The organism is Spiroplasma endosymbiont of Aleiodes alternator (genome assembly GCF_964031135.1).
GTDB lineage: Bacteria > Bacillota_I > Bacilli_A > Mycoplasmatales > VBWQ01 > Spiroplasma_E.
Genome location: NZ_OZ035008.1, coordinates 632,095 through 648,636, shown reverse-complemented (window position 1 = coordinate 648,636; position 16,542 = coordinate 632,095). Strand labels below are relative to the sequence as shown.

At 24.0% G+C, this 16,542-nt stretch carries 17 protein-coding genes, 4 tRNA genes and 4 pseudogenes; 18 read left to right on the top strand and 7 right to left on the bottom strand.

Annotated features, from left to right (window positions below; all coding sequences use genetic code 4):
- Nucleotides 1–84 precede the first annotated feature (84 nt).
- The 6 genes from ACQH20_RS03880 to ACQH20_RS03855 all read left to right on the top strand — a co-directional run bounded on the left by ACQH20_RS03880 (nucleotide 85) and on the right by ACQH20_RS03855 (nucleotide 1,767).
- Nucleotides 85–159: transfer RNA gene (locus ACQH20_RS03880), tRNA-Asn, on the top strand.
- Nucleotides 160–183: 24 nt separating this feature from the next.
- Nucleotides 184–258 (top strand) — tRNA-Glu (locus ACQH20_RS03875).
- Between the two features lie 56 nt (nucleotides 259–314).
- Nucleotides 315–390 (top strand) — tRNA-Lys (locus ACQH20_RS03870).
- 4 nt (nucleotides 391–394) lie between these two features.
- Nucleotides 395–479, top strand: a tRNA-Leu gene (locus ACQH20_RS03865).
- Between the two features lie 213 nt (nucleotides 480–692).
- Nucleotides 693–1,511: a Cof-type HAD-IIB family hydrolase gene (locus ACQH20_RS03860; RefSeq protein ID WP_425376569.1), complete on the top strand. Its 819-nt coding sequence runs from the start codon at nucleotides 693–695 to the stop codon at nucleotides 1,509–1,511.
- A 103-nt stretch (nucleotides 1,512–1,614) separates the two neighbouring features.
- Nucleotides 1,615–1,767 carry a hypothetical protein gene (locus ACQH20_RS03855; protein WP_281749279.1) on the top strand — a complete coding sequence of 51 codons (153 nt, stop codon included), beginning with the start codon at nucleotides 1,615–1,617 and terminating at the stop codon, nucleotides 1,765–1,767.
- A 209-nt stretch (nucleotides 1,768–1,976) separates the two neighbouring features.
- Here ACQH20_RS03855 and ACQH20_RS03850 read toward each other — a convergent pair whose 3' ends face one another.
- The 4 genes from ACQH20_RS03850 to ACQH20_RS03835 form a co-directional block, all read right to left on the bottom strand.
- Nucleotides 1,977–2,132, bottom strand: a complete 156-nt coding sequence (locus tag ACQH20_RS03850) for a hypothetical protein (protein ID WP_425376568.1) — start codon at nucleotides 2,130–2,132, stop codon at nucleotides 1,977–1,979.
- A gap of 176 nt (nucleotides 2,133–2,308) precedes the next feature.
- Nucleotides 2,309–4,624 (bottom strand): heavy metal translocating P-type ATPase, encoded by a 2,316-nt coding sequence (locus tag ACQH20_RS03845; protein ID WP_425376567.1) that lies wholly within the window; start codon nucleotides 4,622–4,624, stop codon nucleotides 2,309–2,311.
- Between the two features lie 263 nt (nucleotides 4,625–4,887).
- Nucleotides 4,888–5,160: a hypothetical protein gene (locus tag ACQH20_RS03840; protein ID WP_425376566.1), complete on the bottom strand. Its 273-nt coding sequence runs from the start codon at nucleotides 5,158–5,160 to the stop codon at nucleotides 4,888–4,890.
- A gap of 128 nt (nucleotides 5,161–5,288) precedes the next feature.
- Nucleotides 5,289–5,420 carry a hypothetical protein gene (locus tag ACQH20_RS03835; protein WP_425376565.1) on the bottom strand — a complete coding sequence of 44 codons (132 nt, stop codon included), beginning with the start codon at nucleotides 5,418–5,420 and terminating at the stop codon, nucleotides 5,289–5,291.
- A gap of 6 nt (nucleotides 5,421–5,426) precedes the next feature.
- Between ACQH20_RS03835 and ACQH20_RS03830 the strand changes: the two genes are divergently transcribed.
- The 3 genes from ACQH20_RS03830 to ACQH20_RS03820 all read left to right on the top strand — a co-directional run bounded on the left by ACQH20_RS03830 (nucleotide 5,427) and on the right by ACQH20_RS03820 (nucleotide 6,731).
- A complete protein-coding gene (locus tag ACQH20_RS03830) occupies nucleotides 5,427–5,666 on the top strand; it encodes a hypothetical protein (RefSeq protein WP_425376564.1) in 240 nt (79 codons plus the stop codon).
- 21 nt (nucleotides 5,667–5,687) lie between these two features.
- Entirely contained in the window at nucleotides 5,688–6,023 is a 336-nt protein-coding gene (locus tag ACQH20_RS03825) for a hypothetical protein (protein ID WP_425376563.1), read from the top strand.
- Nucleotides 6,024–6,314: 291 nt separating this feature from the next.
- Nucleotides 6,315–6,731, top strand: coding sequence for a transposase (locus tag ACQH20_RS03820; protein ID WP_425376562.1), 417 nt, complete (start codon nucleotides 6,315–6,317; stop codon nucleotides 6,729–6,731).
- Between the two features lie 83 nt (nucleotides 6,732–6,814).
- Here ACQH20_RS03820 and yihA read toward each other — a convergent pair whose 3' ends face one another.
- Both yihA and ACQH20_RS03810 read right to left on the bottom strand, forming a co-directional pair.
- On the bottom strand, nucleotides 6,815–7,429 hold the full coding sequence (gene yihA, locus ACQH20_RS03815) for a ribosome biogenesis GTP-binding protein YihA/YsxC (protein ID WP_425376561.1): 615 nt from the start codon (nucleotides 7,427–7,429) through the stop codon (nucleotides 6,815–6,817).
- A gap of 69 nt (nucleotides 7,430–7,498) precedes the next feature.
- On the bottom strand, nucleotides 7,499–7,699 hold the full coding sequence (locus ACQH20_RS03810; protein ID WP_395472783.1) for a hypothetical protein: 201 nt from the start codon (nucleotides 7,697–7,699) through the stop codon (nucleotides 7,499–7,501).
- A gap of 673 nt (nucleotides 7,700–8,372) precedes the next feature.
- Between ACQH20_RS03810 and ACQH20_RS03805 the strand changes: the two are divergent.
- The 9 genes and pseudogenes from ACQH20_RS03805 to ACQH20_RS03765 form a co-directional block, all read left to right on the top strand.
- Nucleotides 8,373–8,516: pseudogene (locus tag ACQH20_RS03805) on the top strand (helix-turn-helix domain-containing protein); the annotation flags it as partial.
- Between the two features lie 77 nt (nucleotides 8,517–8,593).
- The gene (locus ACQH20_RS03800; RefSeq protein WP_425376560.1) at nucleotides 8,594–9,772 is read left to right on the top strand and encodes an IS3 family transposase; all 1,179 of its coding nucleotides are present in this window, start codon (nucleotides 8,594–8,596) and stop codon (nucleotides 9,770–9,772) included.
- Between the two features lie 88 nt (nucleotides 9,773–9,860).
- Nucleotides 9,861–10,667 (top strand): annotated as a pseudogene (locus tag ACQH20_RS03795) (IS30 family transposase); the annotation flags it as partial.
- Nucleotides 10,668–10,787: 120 nt separating this feature from the next.
- Nucleotides 10,788–11,399: a hypothetical protein gene (locus tag ACQH20_RS03790; protein ID WP_425376559.1), complete on the top strand. Its 612-nt coding sequence runs from the start codon at nucleotides 10,788–10,790 to the stop codon at nucleotides 11,397–11,399.
- Nucleotides 11,400–11,421: 22 nt separating this feature from the next.
- A complete protein-coding gene (locus ACQH20_RS03785) occupies nucleotides 11,422–13,047 on the top strand; it encodes a hypothetical protein (RefSeq protein WP_425376558.1) in 1,626 nt (541 codons plus the stop codon).
- Between the two features lie 334 nt (nucleotides 13,048–13,381).
- Nucleotides 13,382–13,525: pseudogene (locus ACQH20_RS03780) on the top strand (helix-turn-helix domain-containing protein); the annotation flags it as partial.
- 78 nt (nucleotides 13,526–13,603) lie between these two features.
- Complete coding sequence (locus ACQH20_RS03775; protein ID WP_425376557.1) at nucleotides 13,604–13,816, top strand: hypothetical protein; 213 nt, start codon at nucleotides 13,604–13,606, stop codon at nucleotides 13,814–13,816.
- Between the two features lie 11 nt (nucleotides 13,817–13,827).
- Nucleotides 13,828–14,778 (top strand): IS3 family transposase, encoded by a 951-nt coding sequence (locus tag ACQH20_RS03770; RefSeq protein ID WP_425376556.1) that lies wholly within the window; start codon nucleotides 13,828–13,830, stop codon nucleotides 14,776–14,778.
- A gap of 82 nt (nucleotides 14,779–14,860) precedes the next feature.
- Nucleotides 14,861–16,099 (top strand): annotated as a pseudogene (locus ACQH20_RS03765) (IS256 family transposase).
- Here ACQH20_RS03765 and ACQH20_RS03760 read toward each other — a convergent pair.
- Complete coding sequence (locus ACQH20_RS03760) at nucleotides 16,091–16,528, bottom strand: transposase (protein ID WP_425376555.1); 438 nt, start codon at nucleotides 16,526–16,528, stop codon at nucleotides 16,091–16,093. The pseudogene ACQH20_RS03765 and the gene ACQH20_RS03760 overlap by 9 nt on opposite strands.
- Nucleotides 16,529–16,542 lie beyond the last annotated feature (14 nt).

Genomic DNA, 16,542 nt, shown 5'->3' with positions numbered 1-16,542 from the left:
GTAATCAAGAAAAAAATAAAAAAAACTTTATTAGTTATTGCAAATTATACTTTTCTTCAATATAATAATTAAGGTTTAGTAAATGCCCGGTTAGCTCAGCGGCAGAGCATTCGACTGTTAATCGAAGTGTCATAGGTTCAAATCCTATACTGGGCGCCATTATTCTAAACTCTTGTTTTCTACGGCTCGTTGGTGAATTGGTAAACACATAGGATTTTCATTCCTACATTACGGGTTCGATCCCCGTACGAGTCACCATTAATTAATATTTAGACTGCAAGTATTATAATTACTTGTTTTTTATTCCCCTAGATGTCTCGTTAGCTCAATTGGCAGAGCATCAGACTCTTAATCTGAGGGTTGTAGGTTCGAGGCCTATACGGAACACCAAAATGCGGAATTGGCGAAACTGGCAGACGCACCAGATTTAGGCTCTGGCGCCGAAAGGCATGAGGGTTCAAGTCCCTTGTTCCGCACCATACATTATTTTATTAACCCTTATGTTTTTCATTAAAGGTTTTTTTCTTTTTTGAAATTTTTATTATATAAAAATTAAAGTAAAATATTATGTTTAAAATATAATATTTTACTTTAATTTAAGAAATTTTATTTTATGGAAATATATAGTATTTTATTATTTTTTCTTTATAATATTAATAAAATAATAGAAAAAAGAAAGCAGGAAATGATTGATGGTAAAAATAATTTTTACTGATGTAGATGGTACTTTATTTGATAGTGGCAGTGCCTTAAGTGAAATTAATCTTAATGCTTGTTTAAAAGCTCAAAAAAATAATATTAAAGTTGTAATTAATACAGGTAGATATGGTGAAAATGCTATTCGTGTTGGTAAAATGATTAATGCTGAAAAATATGATGGTTATATTATTGGTAATGATGGCGCTGAAATTTGATCATATACTAAACAAAAATGAATTTATTTACAACAATTAAATTCAGAAACAACAATTAAACTTTATGAATGATTAACCAAATATAATAAACAAATGATTTTACATTTTAATAGTATTGATACTTTGTATGTTAACCATGCCACTAATAGTTGAAGTACATGAGTTGAAAATCTGCAAATTAAAATTATTAAGTTAACTAATAGTACTGATATTAAAATGCCAATTTCAAAAGTAATGGTTATTTTAGAAAAATATTGAAAGGCTAATGAAATTACAAAATTCATTAATAATTTTGAAACTAACTTTCCGGATTTAACAATTGTTCAATATCATACAAATGTTTTTTCAATTGGTAATAAAAACATTAATAAAGGTTCAGCACTACAATGATTATGTAATCATTTAAATATTGACACTAAAGATGCATTAACGATTGGTGATGGATTTAATGATTTACCAATGTTTGAAGTATCTGGTCATCCAATAGTAATGGAAAATGCTAATATTGCTTTAAAACCATATGGTAAAACTATTGCTCCAAATAATGATGAACATGGAGTTGGATATATTATTAATAATTATGTTTTTAAAAAATAAAAACTTAATATTTTTAAAAATATACTCTTATAGTTTATTAACACACTAATAATTAAAATATATTATAATAATAATATAAGAAAAGTGAAAGGAGAAGGAAAATATGGCAGCAAAAAAACCTACTGTTTTTAATATTTTTATGAAAACTACATTGCCAAAAGTTAAAGCAGAACACCCAGAATTAAAACATACTGAGGCTTTTGGAAAAGCAGCAGCATTATGAGCTAATGCTGAAGAAAATCCTAAAAACAAATAGATAAACAGATAATTCCTTAAAAGATTCAAATTTTAAATCTGACTCTTTTAAATATAAAAAAATATTGAAATTTTAAAAAAACACTAAAATTGCTATACAAATCAACAATGATAAAGTATAATCAAAATACTTACCTAGTAGGGTTATAGAGAAAGGTAAGTTTTAATTTTTAAAAATATAAAAAAAGTTACCAATTAAGGTAACTTTTTTTATATTTTTGATAAACTTCATTTATTTTGACTTGTAGATGGTTTATCAATATCTTCTAAATTAATTGTTTCTCAATCATTATTTTTTCTTTCTTTTACTAATAGAGAAAGTTTGTTCTTATAATCATCAATTATCAGTTGATTAATTCTAATCAACTTTTCATCAGGGTTTGGTTCAACATTATTTTTTTTCTATAATACGTATCATTTCCTGTAAAATAGATATCTTTTGATCAATCTCTGCTCTTTTTTCTTCATTTTGTCTAGCCATTTAAATTTTCCCTTTCAAAAAAATAAAGTACTTTTTTATTTATTATTAATTTATATATTATCTAATATTTATATTTTCTTCATTTAAAAATTAATGAATTTCCAACAACAGTTATATCAGAAAGAGCCATCGCAATTGCAGCCAACGGTGGAATAATAAATCCGGCAGCAGCTAATGGAATAATGATAATATTATAACTAAATGCTCAAATAAAATTCATTCAAATATTATTTTTAGTTTTTTTAGTTAAAACAATAGCCTTATAAATAATACTAATATCATTATCAAGAATAGTAATATCACCAATTTTTTTAGCAATATCACTACCAGAGCCCATTGCAATTGCTAAATCAGATTGTTCTAAGGCAATAACATCATTAATACCATCACCAACAAACGCTACTTTTTTCCCTTTTGCTTGTAAATCAGCAACAATTTGTGATTTACCTTGTGGTGTAACATTAGCAAAGTATGTTTCTATCACAACACGATTAGCAATAGCAAGTGTTTGTGATTCATTATCACCACTAATTAAAATAACCTCAATTCCCTGTTTTTTAACTTTTTCAATTGTTAATAATGCATTTGTTTGTAATTCATCTTCTAAAATAAAAATATTAGTAACAACTTTATTAATTGCCAATGCCAATACTTTCTGGCTAGGAGTAACTGTTTCAAAATCAAATGTTTTTAGAAATGGACTAAATGGCATTTTTGCTTTTTGTAAATTTTCAAGTGATGAAATTTGTAATTCTTCAGTTTGATATTTTGCTTTAATACCAAAACCAATTTGTTCTTTAACTTCGGTAATTGTCAATGATTGTCCAACATTATTAGTATTAGCATATAAAGAAAAAGCTAAAGCCAAAGGATGTGTTGAATGTTTTTCCATAGCAATTGCCTTATTAACATGTTTTTCTTGACCATAAATTTTAGTAATAACCAAATTACCAGTAGTTAATGTTCCTGTTTTATCAAAACAAATGGTATCAATCTTAGTAATTTTTTCAAAAGCACTAGCCTTATTATAAATGATTCCTATTTTTGCTGCTTTATTAATTCCAACAGCAATTGCTAATGGTGTTGCAATCCCTAATCCACAAGGACAAGCAATTATTAAAGTTGCAATTGCAATTTCTAATGATTCTTGCACACCATTACCTACTGCAAAATAACGAATAAGAAAAACTAAAATGGCAATTAAAATAACAGTTGGTGTAAATCACCCAGAAATTTTATCAGCCAATTTTTGTAATTTTGGTTTCTGAGATTGTGCATCTTCAACTGCCTTAATAATACTTGCTAATACTGTGTCTTTACCAATTTTAGTTGCTTTCATTCTAAAAATATCACCAACATTATTAGTTCCACCAATTAAATTTTGGTTAACTTGTTTCGTAATAACTTGCGATTCACCAGTTAACATTGATTCATTAATAAATGCTTCTTCACTAATTAATTGACCATCAGTAGGAATATTTTCACCTTTTCGAATAATTAAAATATCATTTAATTGTACATCTTCAATATTAATAAAAGTTTCTGTTTTGGTATTATAATCATATTTTAAGATTGATTTTGGCTTTAATGACATTAAACTTTCTAAGCCACTAGTAGCCCTTTTCTGTGCAACAGCACTAATTAAATCACCAAGTAAAACAATCATAATAATTGAAGCACTAACTTCAAAATATAAGTGTTCGGTTTTATTAATTATCATTAAATAAATAGAAAAAATAAATGCCGTTGTTGTTCCTAGTGCTACTAAAGTATGCATACCGGGTCATTTTTGTTTAATTAATTCTCGATAAATACCAATATAAAATTTACGACCAAAATAAAATTGAATTGGAAGTCCTAGTGCAAGTTGGACATAAGGATTACGTAAACTATCAAAAAATGAAGTATTAGGTATCATAATTAATAATAATGGTAGTAACAATATTCAACCAATAATAAGTTCAATTAAATCACGTAATTTAACATTATGTTGATGATTATGATGTTGTTCTGACATATGAGATTGATGTTGTTCACTACTATGACTATGACTACTATGATGACTATGACTACTATGATCATCTGTAATATCTTTCATGTCAACTTGGTGACTCGTTTTTATATCTTTAATCTCAGTTTCAAACTTACAAATTTCATATCCTAAATGATGCATTGCTTTTTTAATTTTTTTTTTATTTCAAAACTTAGGATCATAACTAAATTGTGCTTTTTTAGTAGCAAAATTGATACTAACAGTAATACCATCTTCTTTGGTAAAATGTCTTTCGATCACACTAGCACAAGAGGTACATGAAACATCTGACAGTACTGCTCTACTAATAACAAAATTATCATTTATATCACTTGTATTATTCATATTAACTTCATCTCCTCAAATTTTAATATTTTAATCTTTTTTATTATTTTTTAACACACAATATATACAAAAATAAATTATACACATTTTAATGTTAAAAAATATTAAAAAAAGTAAATACCCAATAACATGATTGGGGATTTATTACCTTAAAAAGTAATATTCTTATATTATAACATAGACTATCTTAAATTTAAAAATTAATTATAAACTGGCCATTTTCTTTGATTCTATTTTTACTTCAATTTGTGAATCTATATTATTTATAGCGGTTTTTTTATCTGCAAACTTATCATTGTCAACTTCAATTTGTCTTCTTTGTTTTTCATCAAATTTTTTTTTGCTGCATCTATGCCAAAAGTAATAGCACCAACAGCAGCACCAGTAGCAGCAGCAGTTATCATATCAGTTTCTAATTGTTCTTTAGAACGGTCACTAACAACACTAACACCACCCGCAACAGTAGCAGTAACTAAAGCGCTTATTTGAGCAATAGGATTAATATACAAAGCACCACTAGCAGCACCTTTAGTCACTTTTATAATTTTTGCGGTTGTTCGGTGTTTTGTTTTAAATTTTTTTCATTTTGTAGGTTTTTATTCTACATTTTCTTCTGATTTTGCTTCAAGATTTTGTAAAATTTCATTTTTTATAGGCATTTCTTTTAATCTTCCTTTCAAATAAAAACTCATTTATTTTTATCAAAATAATGAGTTAAAAACTTATGAACATCTAGAATAAAGTAGACACAGAATTGTAACCTTTGTGTTAAAAATACTTTAAGGAAGGTGTTCATTTTTTTATGGCTAAATGACTATCAAAAGAAGAAAAGTTAAAAATAATAAAAATAAGTAAAATTAAAACAATTGATAAAACCGCATTAGAGTATGGTATTGGTCGATCATCAATAAAAGAATGAATTAAAGCATATAAATTATTAGGTGAAAAAGGTTTAAAATATGGCAATGGAATTCGTGCTAAAAAAACCAAAAGAACAGGTCGACCCAAATCTTTAAATTTTAATGAAATGACAAAACAATAATTAATTGAATATATTGAGGCAATGAACGATATAAAAAAGTATTTAGAAAAATCGACAAAAAAGAAGAAATATTTTGTGATTTTCTCATTGAAGAAAAAATATCAGATTAGTTATTTATGTTGATTATTAAATGTTTCAAAATCAGGATATTATAAGTGAATTAAGAATGGAATGAATGAATTTAATAAATGAGATACATTTTTAGCTAATATAATTAAAAATATTTTTTATGAATTTCAAGAAATTTATGGTTATAAAATGATAACTTTATGAATTAACAAAATTTATAATTTAAAATTAAAATTTCATATTGTATATAGATATATGAAAATAGGGACTTTCCAGCAATCTGTGTAACTTAGTGATTTTACAACTAAAATTTATTTAAAAAACACAGTTTTTAGGAAAGTCCCAAAAAAGAGTTTAAAAGCTAAGGTTCGCATAAAAAAATTTGATTATAGAACTAAATCAGGAAGTTTAAGAAATGATAATTTATTAAAACGTGATTTTTCAACTACTAATTTAAATGAAAAATTAGGTACTGATATAACTTATTTATTAACTAATGGTAAAACATATTATTTATCAATTGTTAAAGATTTTCATAATAATGAAATATTAGATTATAAAATAAGTGCAAGTTTAGACATGACATTTGTTGTCCAAAACATTATCCAAGCTTGAGTTAATGCTCAAAAACCTACTTCATGAATTTTACAATCAGATCAAGGATTTCACTATACAAATCCTTCTTATAAAATTTTATGTGATGAATTAAAAATAAAAATTTCATTGTCTAGAAGAGGTAATTCCTGTGATAATGGTGCTACTGAAACTTGATTTGGAACAATGAAAACAGAATTTCTATATCAAATTCCAAGAAAAAATAGAACTATTGAATGAATACAAGACAACTTACCTAAATATATTTACTTTTATAATAATTATCGACCTCAAATAAAATTAAAAGGAATGAGTCCAATCGAATATCGATTAGCTCATTCCAAACCAACAAATAATTACTTCATACCTATAAATTTAACACTTACAAACGCTATTTTATAAAATTTAATAAAAGGTTACTTTTATTGTCCACTTTTCTTGACAAGTTCACTTTTATCTTTTTTATAGCAACAAATATTATACTATTAAGTTTCTACTTCAACTTCATTAGTATTAACATCATCTGTTAATTTACTAATTACTAAATCAATTCCTTGTTTACTAATACTAGAAAATAAAATAATAGGAGTATTAGTGCTAAGTTTTAAAGTTGATAATATTAATTTTTTATTTTTTACTAATTGACTATTTTTCACTTTATCAACTTTAGTAGCAATTAAATGAATTTTTAAATGATAATGTTGTAAATATTCCAACATATCAATATCATCTTTACTGGGTGCATGTCTTAAATCTAATAATAAAAAAACTGCTTTTAAATTTTTTCGTGACTGAAAATATTCATCCATCATTGTCGCAAATTGGATTTTTTTTTCATTTGATACTTTAGCAAAACCATAGCCAGGAACATCAACAAAGCGACAAATATTATTATTAATTGTAAAAAAATTTAGCATTTGTGTTTTACCAGGTGTTTGTGAAACTCTAGCTAACTTACCATTATTACAAATTGTATTTAAAAATGTTGATTTACCAACATTACTGCGACCAACAAAACAAAATTCAGGAATTTCATCCTGCGGCCATTGTTCTTCTTTAATAGCACTAGTTAAAAATTGTGCTTGCTTAATTCGTTCCATTTTTTACCTCTTATTCAAAAATATATTATAGTCAATAGTTAAAATTTAAACTAATTATTATTTATTATTTTAATTTTTATTAATATTAATAAAATTAGTAAAATGAATATTATCTAATGGTCATATACCAAAACCAAAAAATAATGCAGCCAAAATGATACCACCAACAATAATACAAATAGCAAGTCATTTTATAATTTTAAATAATAACATAAAACTAATAATAGCAATAGCTATTATAATAATAGCAACTATTACAAATGTATTCATGTTTACCTCCTATTATTTTAATTATTAAAGTAACACGTAACATTAATTAATAATAACATAAAATAAATTTGAATATTTTATAGTAATCATCTTTTTCCTAAAATTATATAAATTAAAAAAAGTTATCTTTTTAAAGAGAAACATGTTAAAATGTCAAAGGATAAAGGAGAGTGATATCATGACTGACAGCGATTCCATTTATAATAATAAAAACAATACTAATTTAAAAATTAGTAATTTTAAAAGTGTACTTTTAAATAAAGATTCAGTCAAATATTCTCCTAGTATTTTTACTAAAAAAATATTTTTTTAGCGTGTTAATAAATTTCTAAATCCTTATTTAAAAGTCTTAAAATAAGAAAAATAAGGAGGTAAAGAAATTATGAAGATTTTTTTAAACAAAATTTATTTTAAATTACAATTTAGTTTTAAAAAACCATTAGTTTACACAAATGGTGATTATATTAAACAAATTGCACAATTTAACCAAAAACAATTACTAAAAAATTTAGATTTACATAATTTTGGTCTTAAAACAGACCAAATTGAAATAAGAAGAAAAAAATATGGTATTAATACTTTAAAAAACCTGAATTGTAAAATTAAAAAGGACATTTATATAAAAATTAAATTGTGTTAATTCTATAATTAAGAAAAGAAAGGAATTAGCACAATGTATAAGTATCTGACTATTGAATCAATAATAGCAATAAAAGAATATAAAAGTTATGAATTTTCAATTCGTAAAATAGCAAAAGCTGTTGATTATAGTAAATCAACTGTACATAGAGTTTGCAGATTATTAAATCAAAACTTATGAACATCTAGAATAAAGTAGACACAGAATTGTAACCTTTGTGTTAAAAATACTTTAAGGAAGGTGTTCATTTTTTTATGGCTAAATGACTATCAAAAGAAGAAAAGTTAAAAATAATAAAAATAAGTAAAATTAAAACAATTGATAAAACCGCATTAGAGTATGGTATTGGTCGATCATCAATAAAAGAATGAATTAAAGCATATAAATTATTAGGTGAAAAAGGTTTAAAATATGGCAATGGAATTCGTGCTAAAAAAACCAAAAGAACAGGTCGACCCAAATCTTTAAATTTTAATGAAATGACAAAACAAGAATTAATTGAATATATTGAGGCAATGAACGATATAAAAAAGTATTTAGAAAAATCGACAAAAAAGAAGAAATATTTTGTGATTTTCTCATTGAAGAAAAAATATCAGATTAGTTATTTATGTTGATTATTAAATGTTTCAAAATCAGGATATTATAAGTGAATTAAGAATGGAATGAATGAATTTAATAAATGAGATACATTTTTAGCTAATATAATTAAAAATATTTTTTATGAATTTCAAGAAATTTATGGTTATAAAATGATAACTTTATGAATTAACAAAATTTATAATTTAAAATTAAAATTTCATATTGTATATAGATATATGAAAAATATGAGTTTAAAAGCTAAGGTTCGCATAAAAAAATTTGATTATAGAACTAAATCAGGAAGTTTAAGATATGATAATTTATTAAAACGTGATTTTTCAACTACTAATTTAAATGAAAAATTAGGTACTGATATAACTTATTTATTAACTAATGGTAAAACATATTATTTATCAATTGTTAAAGATTTTCATAATAATGAAATATTAGATTATAAAATAAGTGCAAGTTTAGACATGACATTTGTTGTCCAAAACATTATCCAAGCTTGAGTTAATGCTCAAAAACCTACTTCATGAATTTTACAATCAGATCAAGGATTTCACTATACAAATCCTTCTTATAAAATTTTATGTGATGAATTAAAAATAAAAATTTCAATGTCTAGAAGAGGTAATTCCTGTGATAATGGTGCTACTGAAACTTGATTTGGAACAATGAAAACAGAATTTCTATATCAAATTCCAAGAAAAAATAGAACTATTGAATGAATACAAGACAACTTACCTAAATATATTTACTTTTATAATAATTATCGACCTCAAATAAAATTAAAAGGAATGAGTCCAATCGAATATCGATTAGCTCATTCCAAACCAACAAATAATTAGTTCATACCTATAAATTTAACACTTACAAACGCTATTTTATAAAATTTAATAAAAGGTTACTTTTATTGTCCACTTTTCTTGACAAGTTCACTTATTACCATTAGAAATATTGAATCAAATTCAAAAAAAGTAGCAAAATGCAGGTAGAAAATTAATAATTTTAACTTTAACAGAAATTAATACTATTAATTATTTGTTAATTACTAAAAATTATGCGCTTGATATAATTGCTAATTTTTTAAAGGAAAATAAAATAAAAAGTATTTCAACAAAAACTTTATATAACATGTTTAAAACAAATCGAATGGGTTTTGATGAAAATAACTTATTGAGAAAAGGAAAAAATAAACCTCATAAACGAAAAGAAACTAGAGGACGAATTAATAATTGTAAATCTATTCATGAAAGAAATTTAATCATTCCTAATATTAAAAATATACAAGAATTTGGTCATTTAGAGGGTGATACTATCATTGGTAAAGATCATAAAAGTTCTATTATTACTTTAGCTGATATATGATCAAAAACCACAATTCCTTTAGTTTCTAAAAATCATAAAGCAGAAAATATTACAAAAAGTATAATAAAATTTATTTCAAAGTTACAAAAAGGAACAGTTAAAACTATTACTTTTGATCGTGGTAAAGAATTTAGTAAATGAAAATTAATCGAAAAAATTTGCAATGTTAAGATTTATTTTGCAGATCCTGGCAAACCTTGTCAAAGAGGTTTAAATGAAAATAATAATGGTATTTTAAGAAGATATTTACCAAAATCTACAGATCTATCTTTATATAAACAAAAAGACTTAAATGCTATAGCATTTCAAATTAATTCTACACCCAGAAAATCACTATCTTATAAAAGCCCAATAGACTTAATACAATTATTTTAAAAACTGTCCCATTTGTCCCATTTATATTTACAATTCAGGTATTTAAAATTCGGATATAAGTTAACTATATAGTTTTTAAATAAAATGCATTATAATTATTTTATAGGATGGGTGAAAGATATGAATAAATCATTAGATAAACAATTTTTAACTACAAGTAATCTTATTAGTCAAAAAGAGTTAAAGAAATTAAAGGAAACTCCTTTACCTTCATTATTAGATTTAAATTTAACAAGAGTTTATTTTACTAGTCTTGGTGATGGTTTTTCGCGAATATTTATTTTAATTATTCAAATTTTTTGAATTGGTTTGATTTTTTTTAATGGCATTGGTTTTGGTCAATTGGTTGCTAATCTTCCTGGTATACCATCAGCACCAGTTTTTCAAAGTGCAATATTAAAAGTAGTAGCAATGTTAGTTACTGTTTTATTTGCTTTTATAATTTTAATTATGATTTTACCCGTTTTTTTATCTAAAACTATTAGAGGTATTGGTTTAAGTTGTTTATTTTTTTTAATATTTGGTTCTATTGTTAATTTAATAATTATTGGTATTAGTTTTTTTATGTTTTCTTATAGTGACAGTCCTTATCGAATCACAGTATTGATTTTTGCGGTTATAGCACTCTTATTATGATGAATTGCTATTTTGCATTGATGATTAAATACTATTGAAAATAAAAAATATTTAATTAAAAGTATTATTAAAATGTATGAATTAAGTTTTAGATAATGGAAATTTAGGTGAATAATATATGGCTAAAAAGAAAGATAATGATGATTGAAGAAAACTAAATAATATTACTAAATACGTTACTGGTAAAGTAGAACCAGTAAAAGTAAAAAAAACTTTTCTGACAATAACTATTTCTTTAATTATGATAATTGGTTTAGCAATTAGCACTTTTTTTATTGCTCTTGCTATGCAGAGTGCTTTTAATATTGGTGATTTTAAACAAAATATTCCAGAAGAATCAATTATTGTTGATATGAATGATGTTCCAATTGATAGTAGTAATAAAAATTTACGTTTGCCATTTTTTGAAGAAGAATCAAAAAAACAAGTTTTTGATTTATTAATAAAAGAATCTTGATGAGATAGTTTTTTTCCAACTAATATTACTAATTATGATTTCACTTTTTATAAACCCAATAGTAATGATGAATTAGATAAGAGTTTAATTCAAACTGATGGTGTTACTAAATTTGATTTAAAATTAAAGTTACAATCTTCATTTATTGAATTTAAAATACCAGTAATTGCATTAATTAAAAATACTGCTAAATTTTATGAAAAATTTATGATGTTTAATCAATTTGAAGGAAAATTTAGTAAACATGTTTCAGGAAAATTTCCAAATGGTAGTGATTATTTGCAAGAACAATGAACACATGGTTATTTACCAACTAATTTTTATTATGCGGATAAAATTGATAATACTGTTATTTATAAAACAATCGAAGATGAAATTAATAAATTTATTAATGATTATAAAGAAGAATTTGCTAGTGATACTCATCTTTATCCAATAATATCAACAATTCCTTTAGCAGATATTGATTTTAATGATGTAGCTACTATTAAACCATATTTCGAATTAGTTCATAATCCCGAATTAAATTATGTTGGTAATGCTGTGAATAGTTCCAAAGAATATGTTAATCTTTATTCATATTCTTCAAATTTTCCATTAAAACCTTTTTATATAACATATGTTTCTAATCCAAATGTTGTTTATGATTTCATTGATTTAAAACCAACAAGTATTGAAGAGGTTATTGATTATCTTAAAGTTAATCCTATTGATTTTGTTCCTTTTAGTATGGTACAAGAAGCAGTAGATAGTGATGAATCATTAATAAAATATAGTCCTACACATGTATTATTGACTAGTGATAATAGTGGTAATCATTTTAAATATAAGGAATTGAGTTATTATTTTGGCTTTTCAAATTCAATAAATAATAGTATTGAAAATATTAATGTTAATGATTATATTAATATTGGTGATTTAGAAACTTTTTTAGAAAATAAATATTGACAAGAAATGTATCAATTTGCAAAAAATAATTCTACTTTTTTCTTATTAGATTATCCTGATTCGACGGTTGATCCAAATATTAATTGAAATCTTGTTATTAAATCACTTGCTACTTTTAAAGGATATTTTGTTAAAGCTTTAAAGGTGCAAATTAATGAGTTAAGTGCTTTTACTTTTTTAGATATTGATGGTAATAATTTATCATTAAAGGCAACTGATATTATTAAGACTAATGATATTAAAAAAATTAGATTTCATATTGGAAAAGATTTGATAAGCAGTGACTATGTTTCCAAGCCCCATAGTTTTAATTTTACTTTTAAAGTAAAGTGAATTTAAATACTTAAAAATAAGTATTGATTTTATGAAAATGGGTTAAATTTTGATAACTATAATTTAATATTCATACTACTTATATAAAATAGTTTTAATTATATAGGTTATTAATTGTAAAATTAATATAAATTTGTTATTATTCTTGTGTATAAAAAATATAAATAATATAGTAGTTTTTAACCCATTGTTTGTTGAGATAAAAGCAAATGGGTTTTTATTTTGAAAGGAAAATTATAAATGATATTGCAAAAACCTGAATTGTAAAATTAAAAAGGACATTTATATAAAAATTAAATTGTGTTAATTCTATAATTAAGAAAAGAAAGGAATTAGCACAATGTATAAGTATCTGACTATTGAATCAATAATAGCAATAAAAGAATATAAAAGTTATGAATTTTCAATTCGTAAAATAGCAAAAGCTGTTGATTATAGTAAATCAACTGTACATAGAGTTTGCAGATTATTAAATCAAAACTTATGAACATCTAGAATAAAGTAGACACAGAATTGTAACCTTTGTGTTAAAAATACTTTAAGGAAGGTGTTCATTTTTTTTATGGCTAAATGACTATCAAAAGAAGAAAAGTTAAAAATAATAAAAATAAGTAAAATTAAAACAATTGATAAAACCGCATTAGAGTATGGTATTGGTCGATCATCAAAAAAAGAATGAATTAAAGCATATAAATTATTAGGTGAAAAAGGTTTAGAATATGGCAATGGAATTCGTGCTAAAAAACCAAAAGAACAGGTCGACCCAAATCTTTAAATTTTTATTAAATGACAAAACAAGAATTAATTGAATATATTGAGGCAATGAACGATATAAAAAAGTATTTAGAAAAATCAACAAAAAAGAAGAAATATTTTGTGATTTTCTCATTGAAGAAAAAATATCAGATTAGTTATTTATGTTGATTATTAAATGTTTCAAAATCAGGATATTATAAGTGAATTAAGAATGGAATGAATGAATTTAATAAATGAGATACATTTTTAACTAATATAATTAAAAATATTTTTTATGAATTTCAAGAAATTTATGGTTATAAAATGATAACTTTATGAATTAACAAAATTTATAATTTAAAATTAAAATTTCATATTGTATATAGATATATGAAAAATATGAGTTTAAAAGCTAAGGTTCGCATAAAAAAATTTGATTATAGAACTAAATCAGGAAGTTTAAGATATGATAATTTATTAAAACGTGATTTTTCAACTACTAATTTAAATGAAAAATTAGGTACTGATATAACTTATTTATTAACTAATGGTAAAACATATTATTTATCAATTGTTAAAGATTTTCATAATAATGAAATATTAGATTATAAAATAAGTGTAAGTTTAGACATGACATTTGTTGTCCAAAACATTATCCAAGCTTGAGTTAATGCTCAAAAACCTACTTCATGAATTTTACAATCAGATCAAGGATTTCACTATACAAATCCTTCTTATAAAATTTTATGTGATGAATTAAAAATAAAAATTTCAATTTTTAGAAGAGGTAATTCCTGTGATAATGGTGCTACTGAAACTTGATTTGGAACAATAAAAACAGAATTTCTATATCAAATTCCAAGAAAAAATAGAACTATTGAATGAATACAAGACAACTTACCTAAATATATTTACTTTTATAATAATTATCGACCTCAAATAAAATTAAAAGGAATGAGTCCAATCGAATATCGATTAGTTCATTTCCAAGGTAATGTTTAGTAATCTGTGTAACTTACAAAAATAACTATGTTTAATTAATTCTAGTAAATATAATTAAATGACTAGAAAGAGTGAGTTACAGATGGCTAAAAAGCAAAATATTAATAATAATGATCCAATATCAAAAGCAGTAGATTTATTATTAGAAAATATTGAAGATTTAACAACAGTTTTTAAAGAGGGAGGATTGTATAAAGAATTAACAAAAAGATTAGTAGAAAAAATGTTGAATTCTGAGATGCAAAATTATTTAGGATATGATAAGAATCAACATAGTAATAGTGACAATGCTCGTAATGGTATAAGTTCAAAAAAATTAATAACTCAACAAGGTAAAATTGAGATTGATGTACCACGAGATCGCAATAGTAATTTTAATCCTGTAATAGTTGCAAAAAGACAAAGAAGATTTGAAGGTTTTGATCAACAAGTTCTTTCTTTATATGCAAAAGGTATGACATTATCAGATATTAGAATACAATTACAAGAGTTATATCTTGGTGCTGATATTAGTGAAATTGTTATTAGTCAAATTACTGATGATGTTATTGATGATGTAAAAGCATGGCAAAATCGACCATTAGAAAGTGTCTATCCGATTGTTTATTTTGATTGCATAATAGTGAAAGTACGACAAGATAAAAGGATTATTAATAAATCAGTTTATATAGCTTTAGGAGTTGATTTAGAAGGTAAAAAAGATGTTTTAGGTTTATGAATTAGTGAAAATGAAGGTGCTAAATTTTGATTAGCAAATTTAACAGAAATGAAAAATCGTGGCTTAAATGATATTCTTATTGCCTGCAGTGATAATTTAACAGGCATGTCAGAAGCAATACAATCAGTTTATCTTAAAACAGAACATCAATTATGCATAGTTCATCAAATTAGAAATAGTTTGAAATATGTCTCATATAAGCATAGAAAATCTCTAGTTGCAGATTTAAAACCAATTTATACTGCATGTAGTGAAGAACAAGCAATGCAGGCTTTAGAATCCTTTTAAAATAAGTGAAATAAACAATATCCTCAAATTGCTAAATCTTGATATAAAAATTGAGATAATTTAATTGTTTTTATTAGTTATCCTGCAGAAATTAAAAGAGTGATTTATATAACAAATACTATTGAATCTGTAAATAGTCAATTACGAAAAGTTATCAGAAATAAAAAAGTTTTTCCTAATGATATGGCAGTTTTTAAAATATTTTATTTAGCAATTGAAAATATAACAAAAAAATGAACAATGCCCATTCAAAATTGAAATACAGCAATTGCTCATTTTATGATAAAATTTGAAGATAGAATTAATCTAAACTAGTACTTTATAAAACAAAGATACACAGATTACATAAAAGCCTCAATTTATAGGTATGAAGTAATTATTTGTTGGTTTGGAATGAGCTAATCGATATTTGATTGGACTCATTCCTTTTAATTTTATTTGAGGTCGATAATTATTATAAAAGTAAATATATTTAGGTAAGTTGTCTTGTATTCATTCAATAGTTCTATTTTTTCTTGGAATTTGATATAGAAATTCTGTTTTTATTGTTCCAAATCAAGTTTCAGTAGCACCATTATCACAGGAATTACCTCTTCTAAACATTGAAATTTTTTTTAATTTATCACATAAAATTTTATAAGAAGGATTTGTATAGTGAAATCCTTGATCTGATTGTAAAATTCATGAAGTAGGTTTTTGAGCATTAACTCAAGCTTGGATAATGTTTTGGACAACAAATGTCATGTCTAAACTTGCAC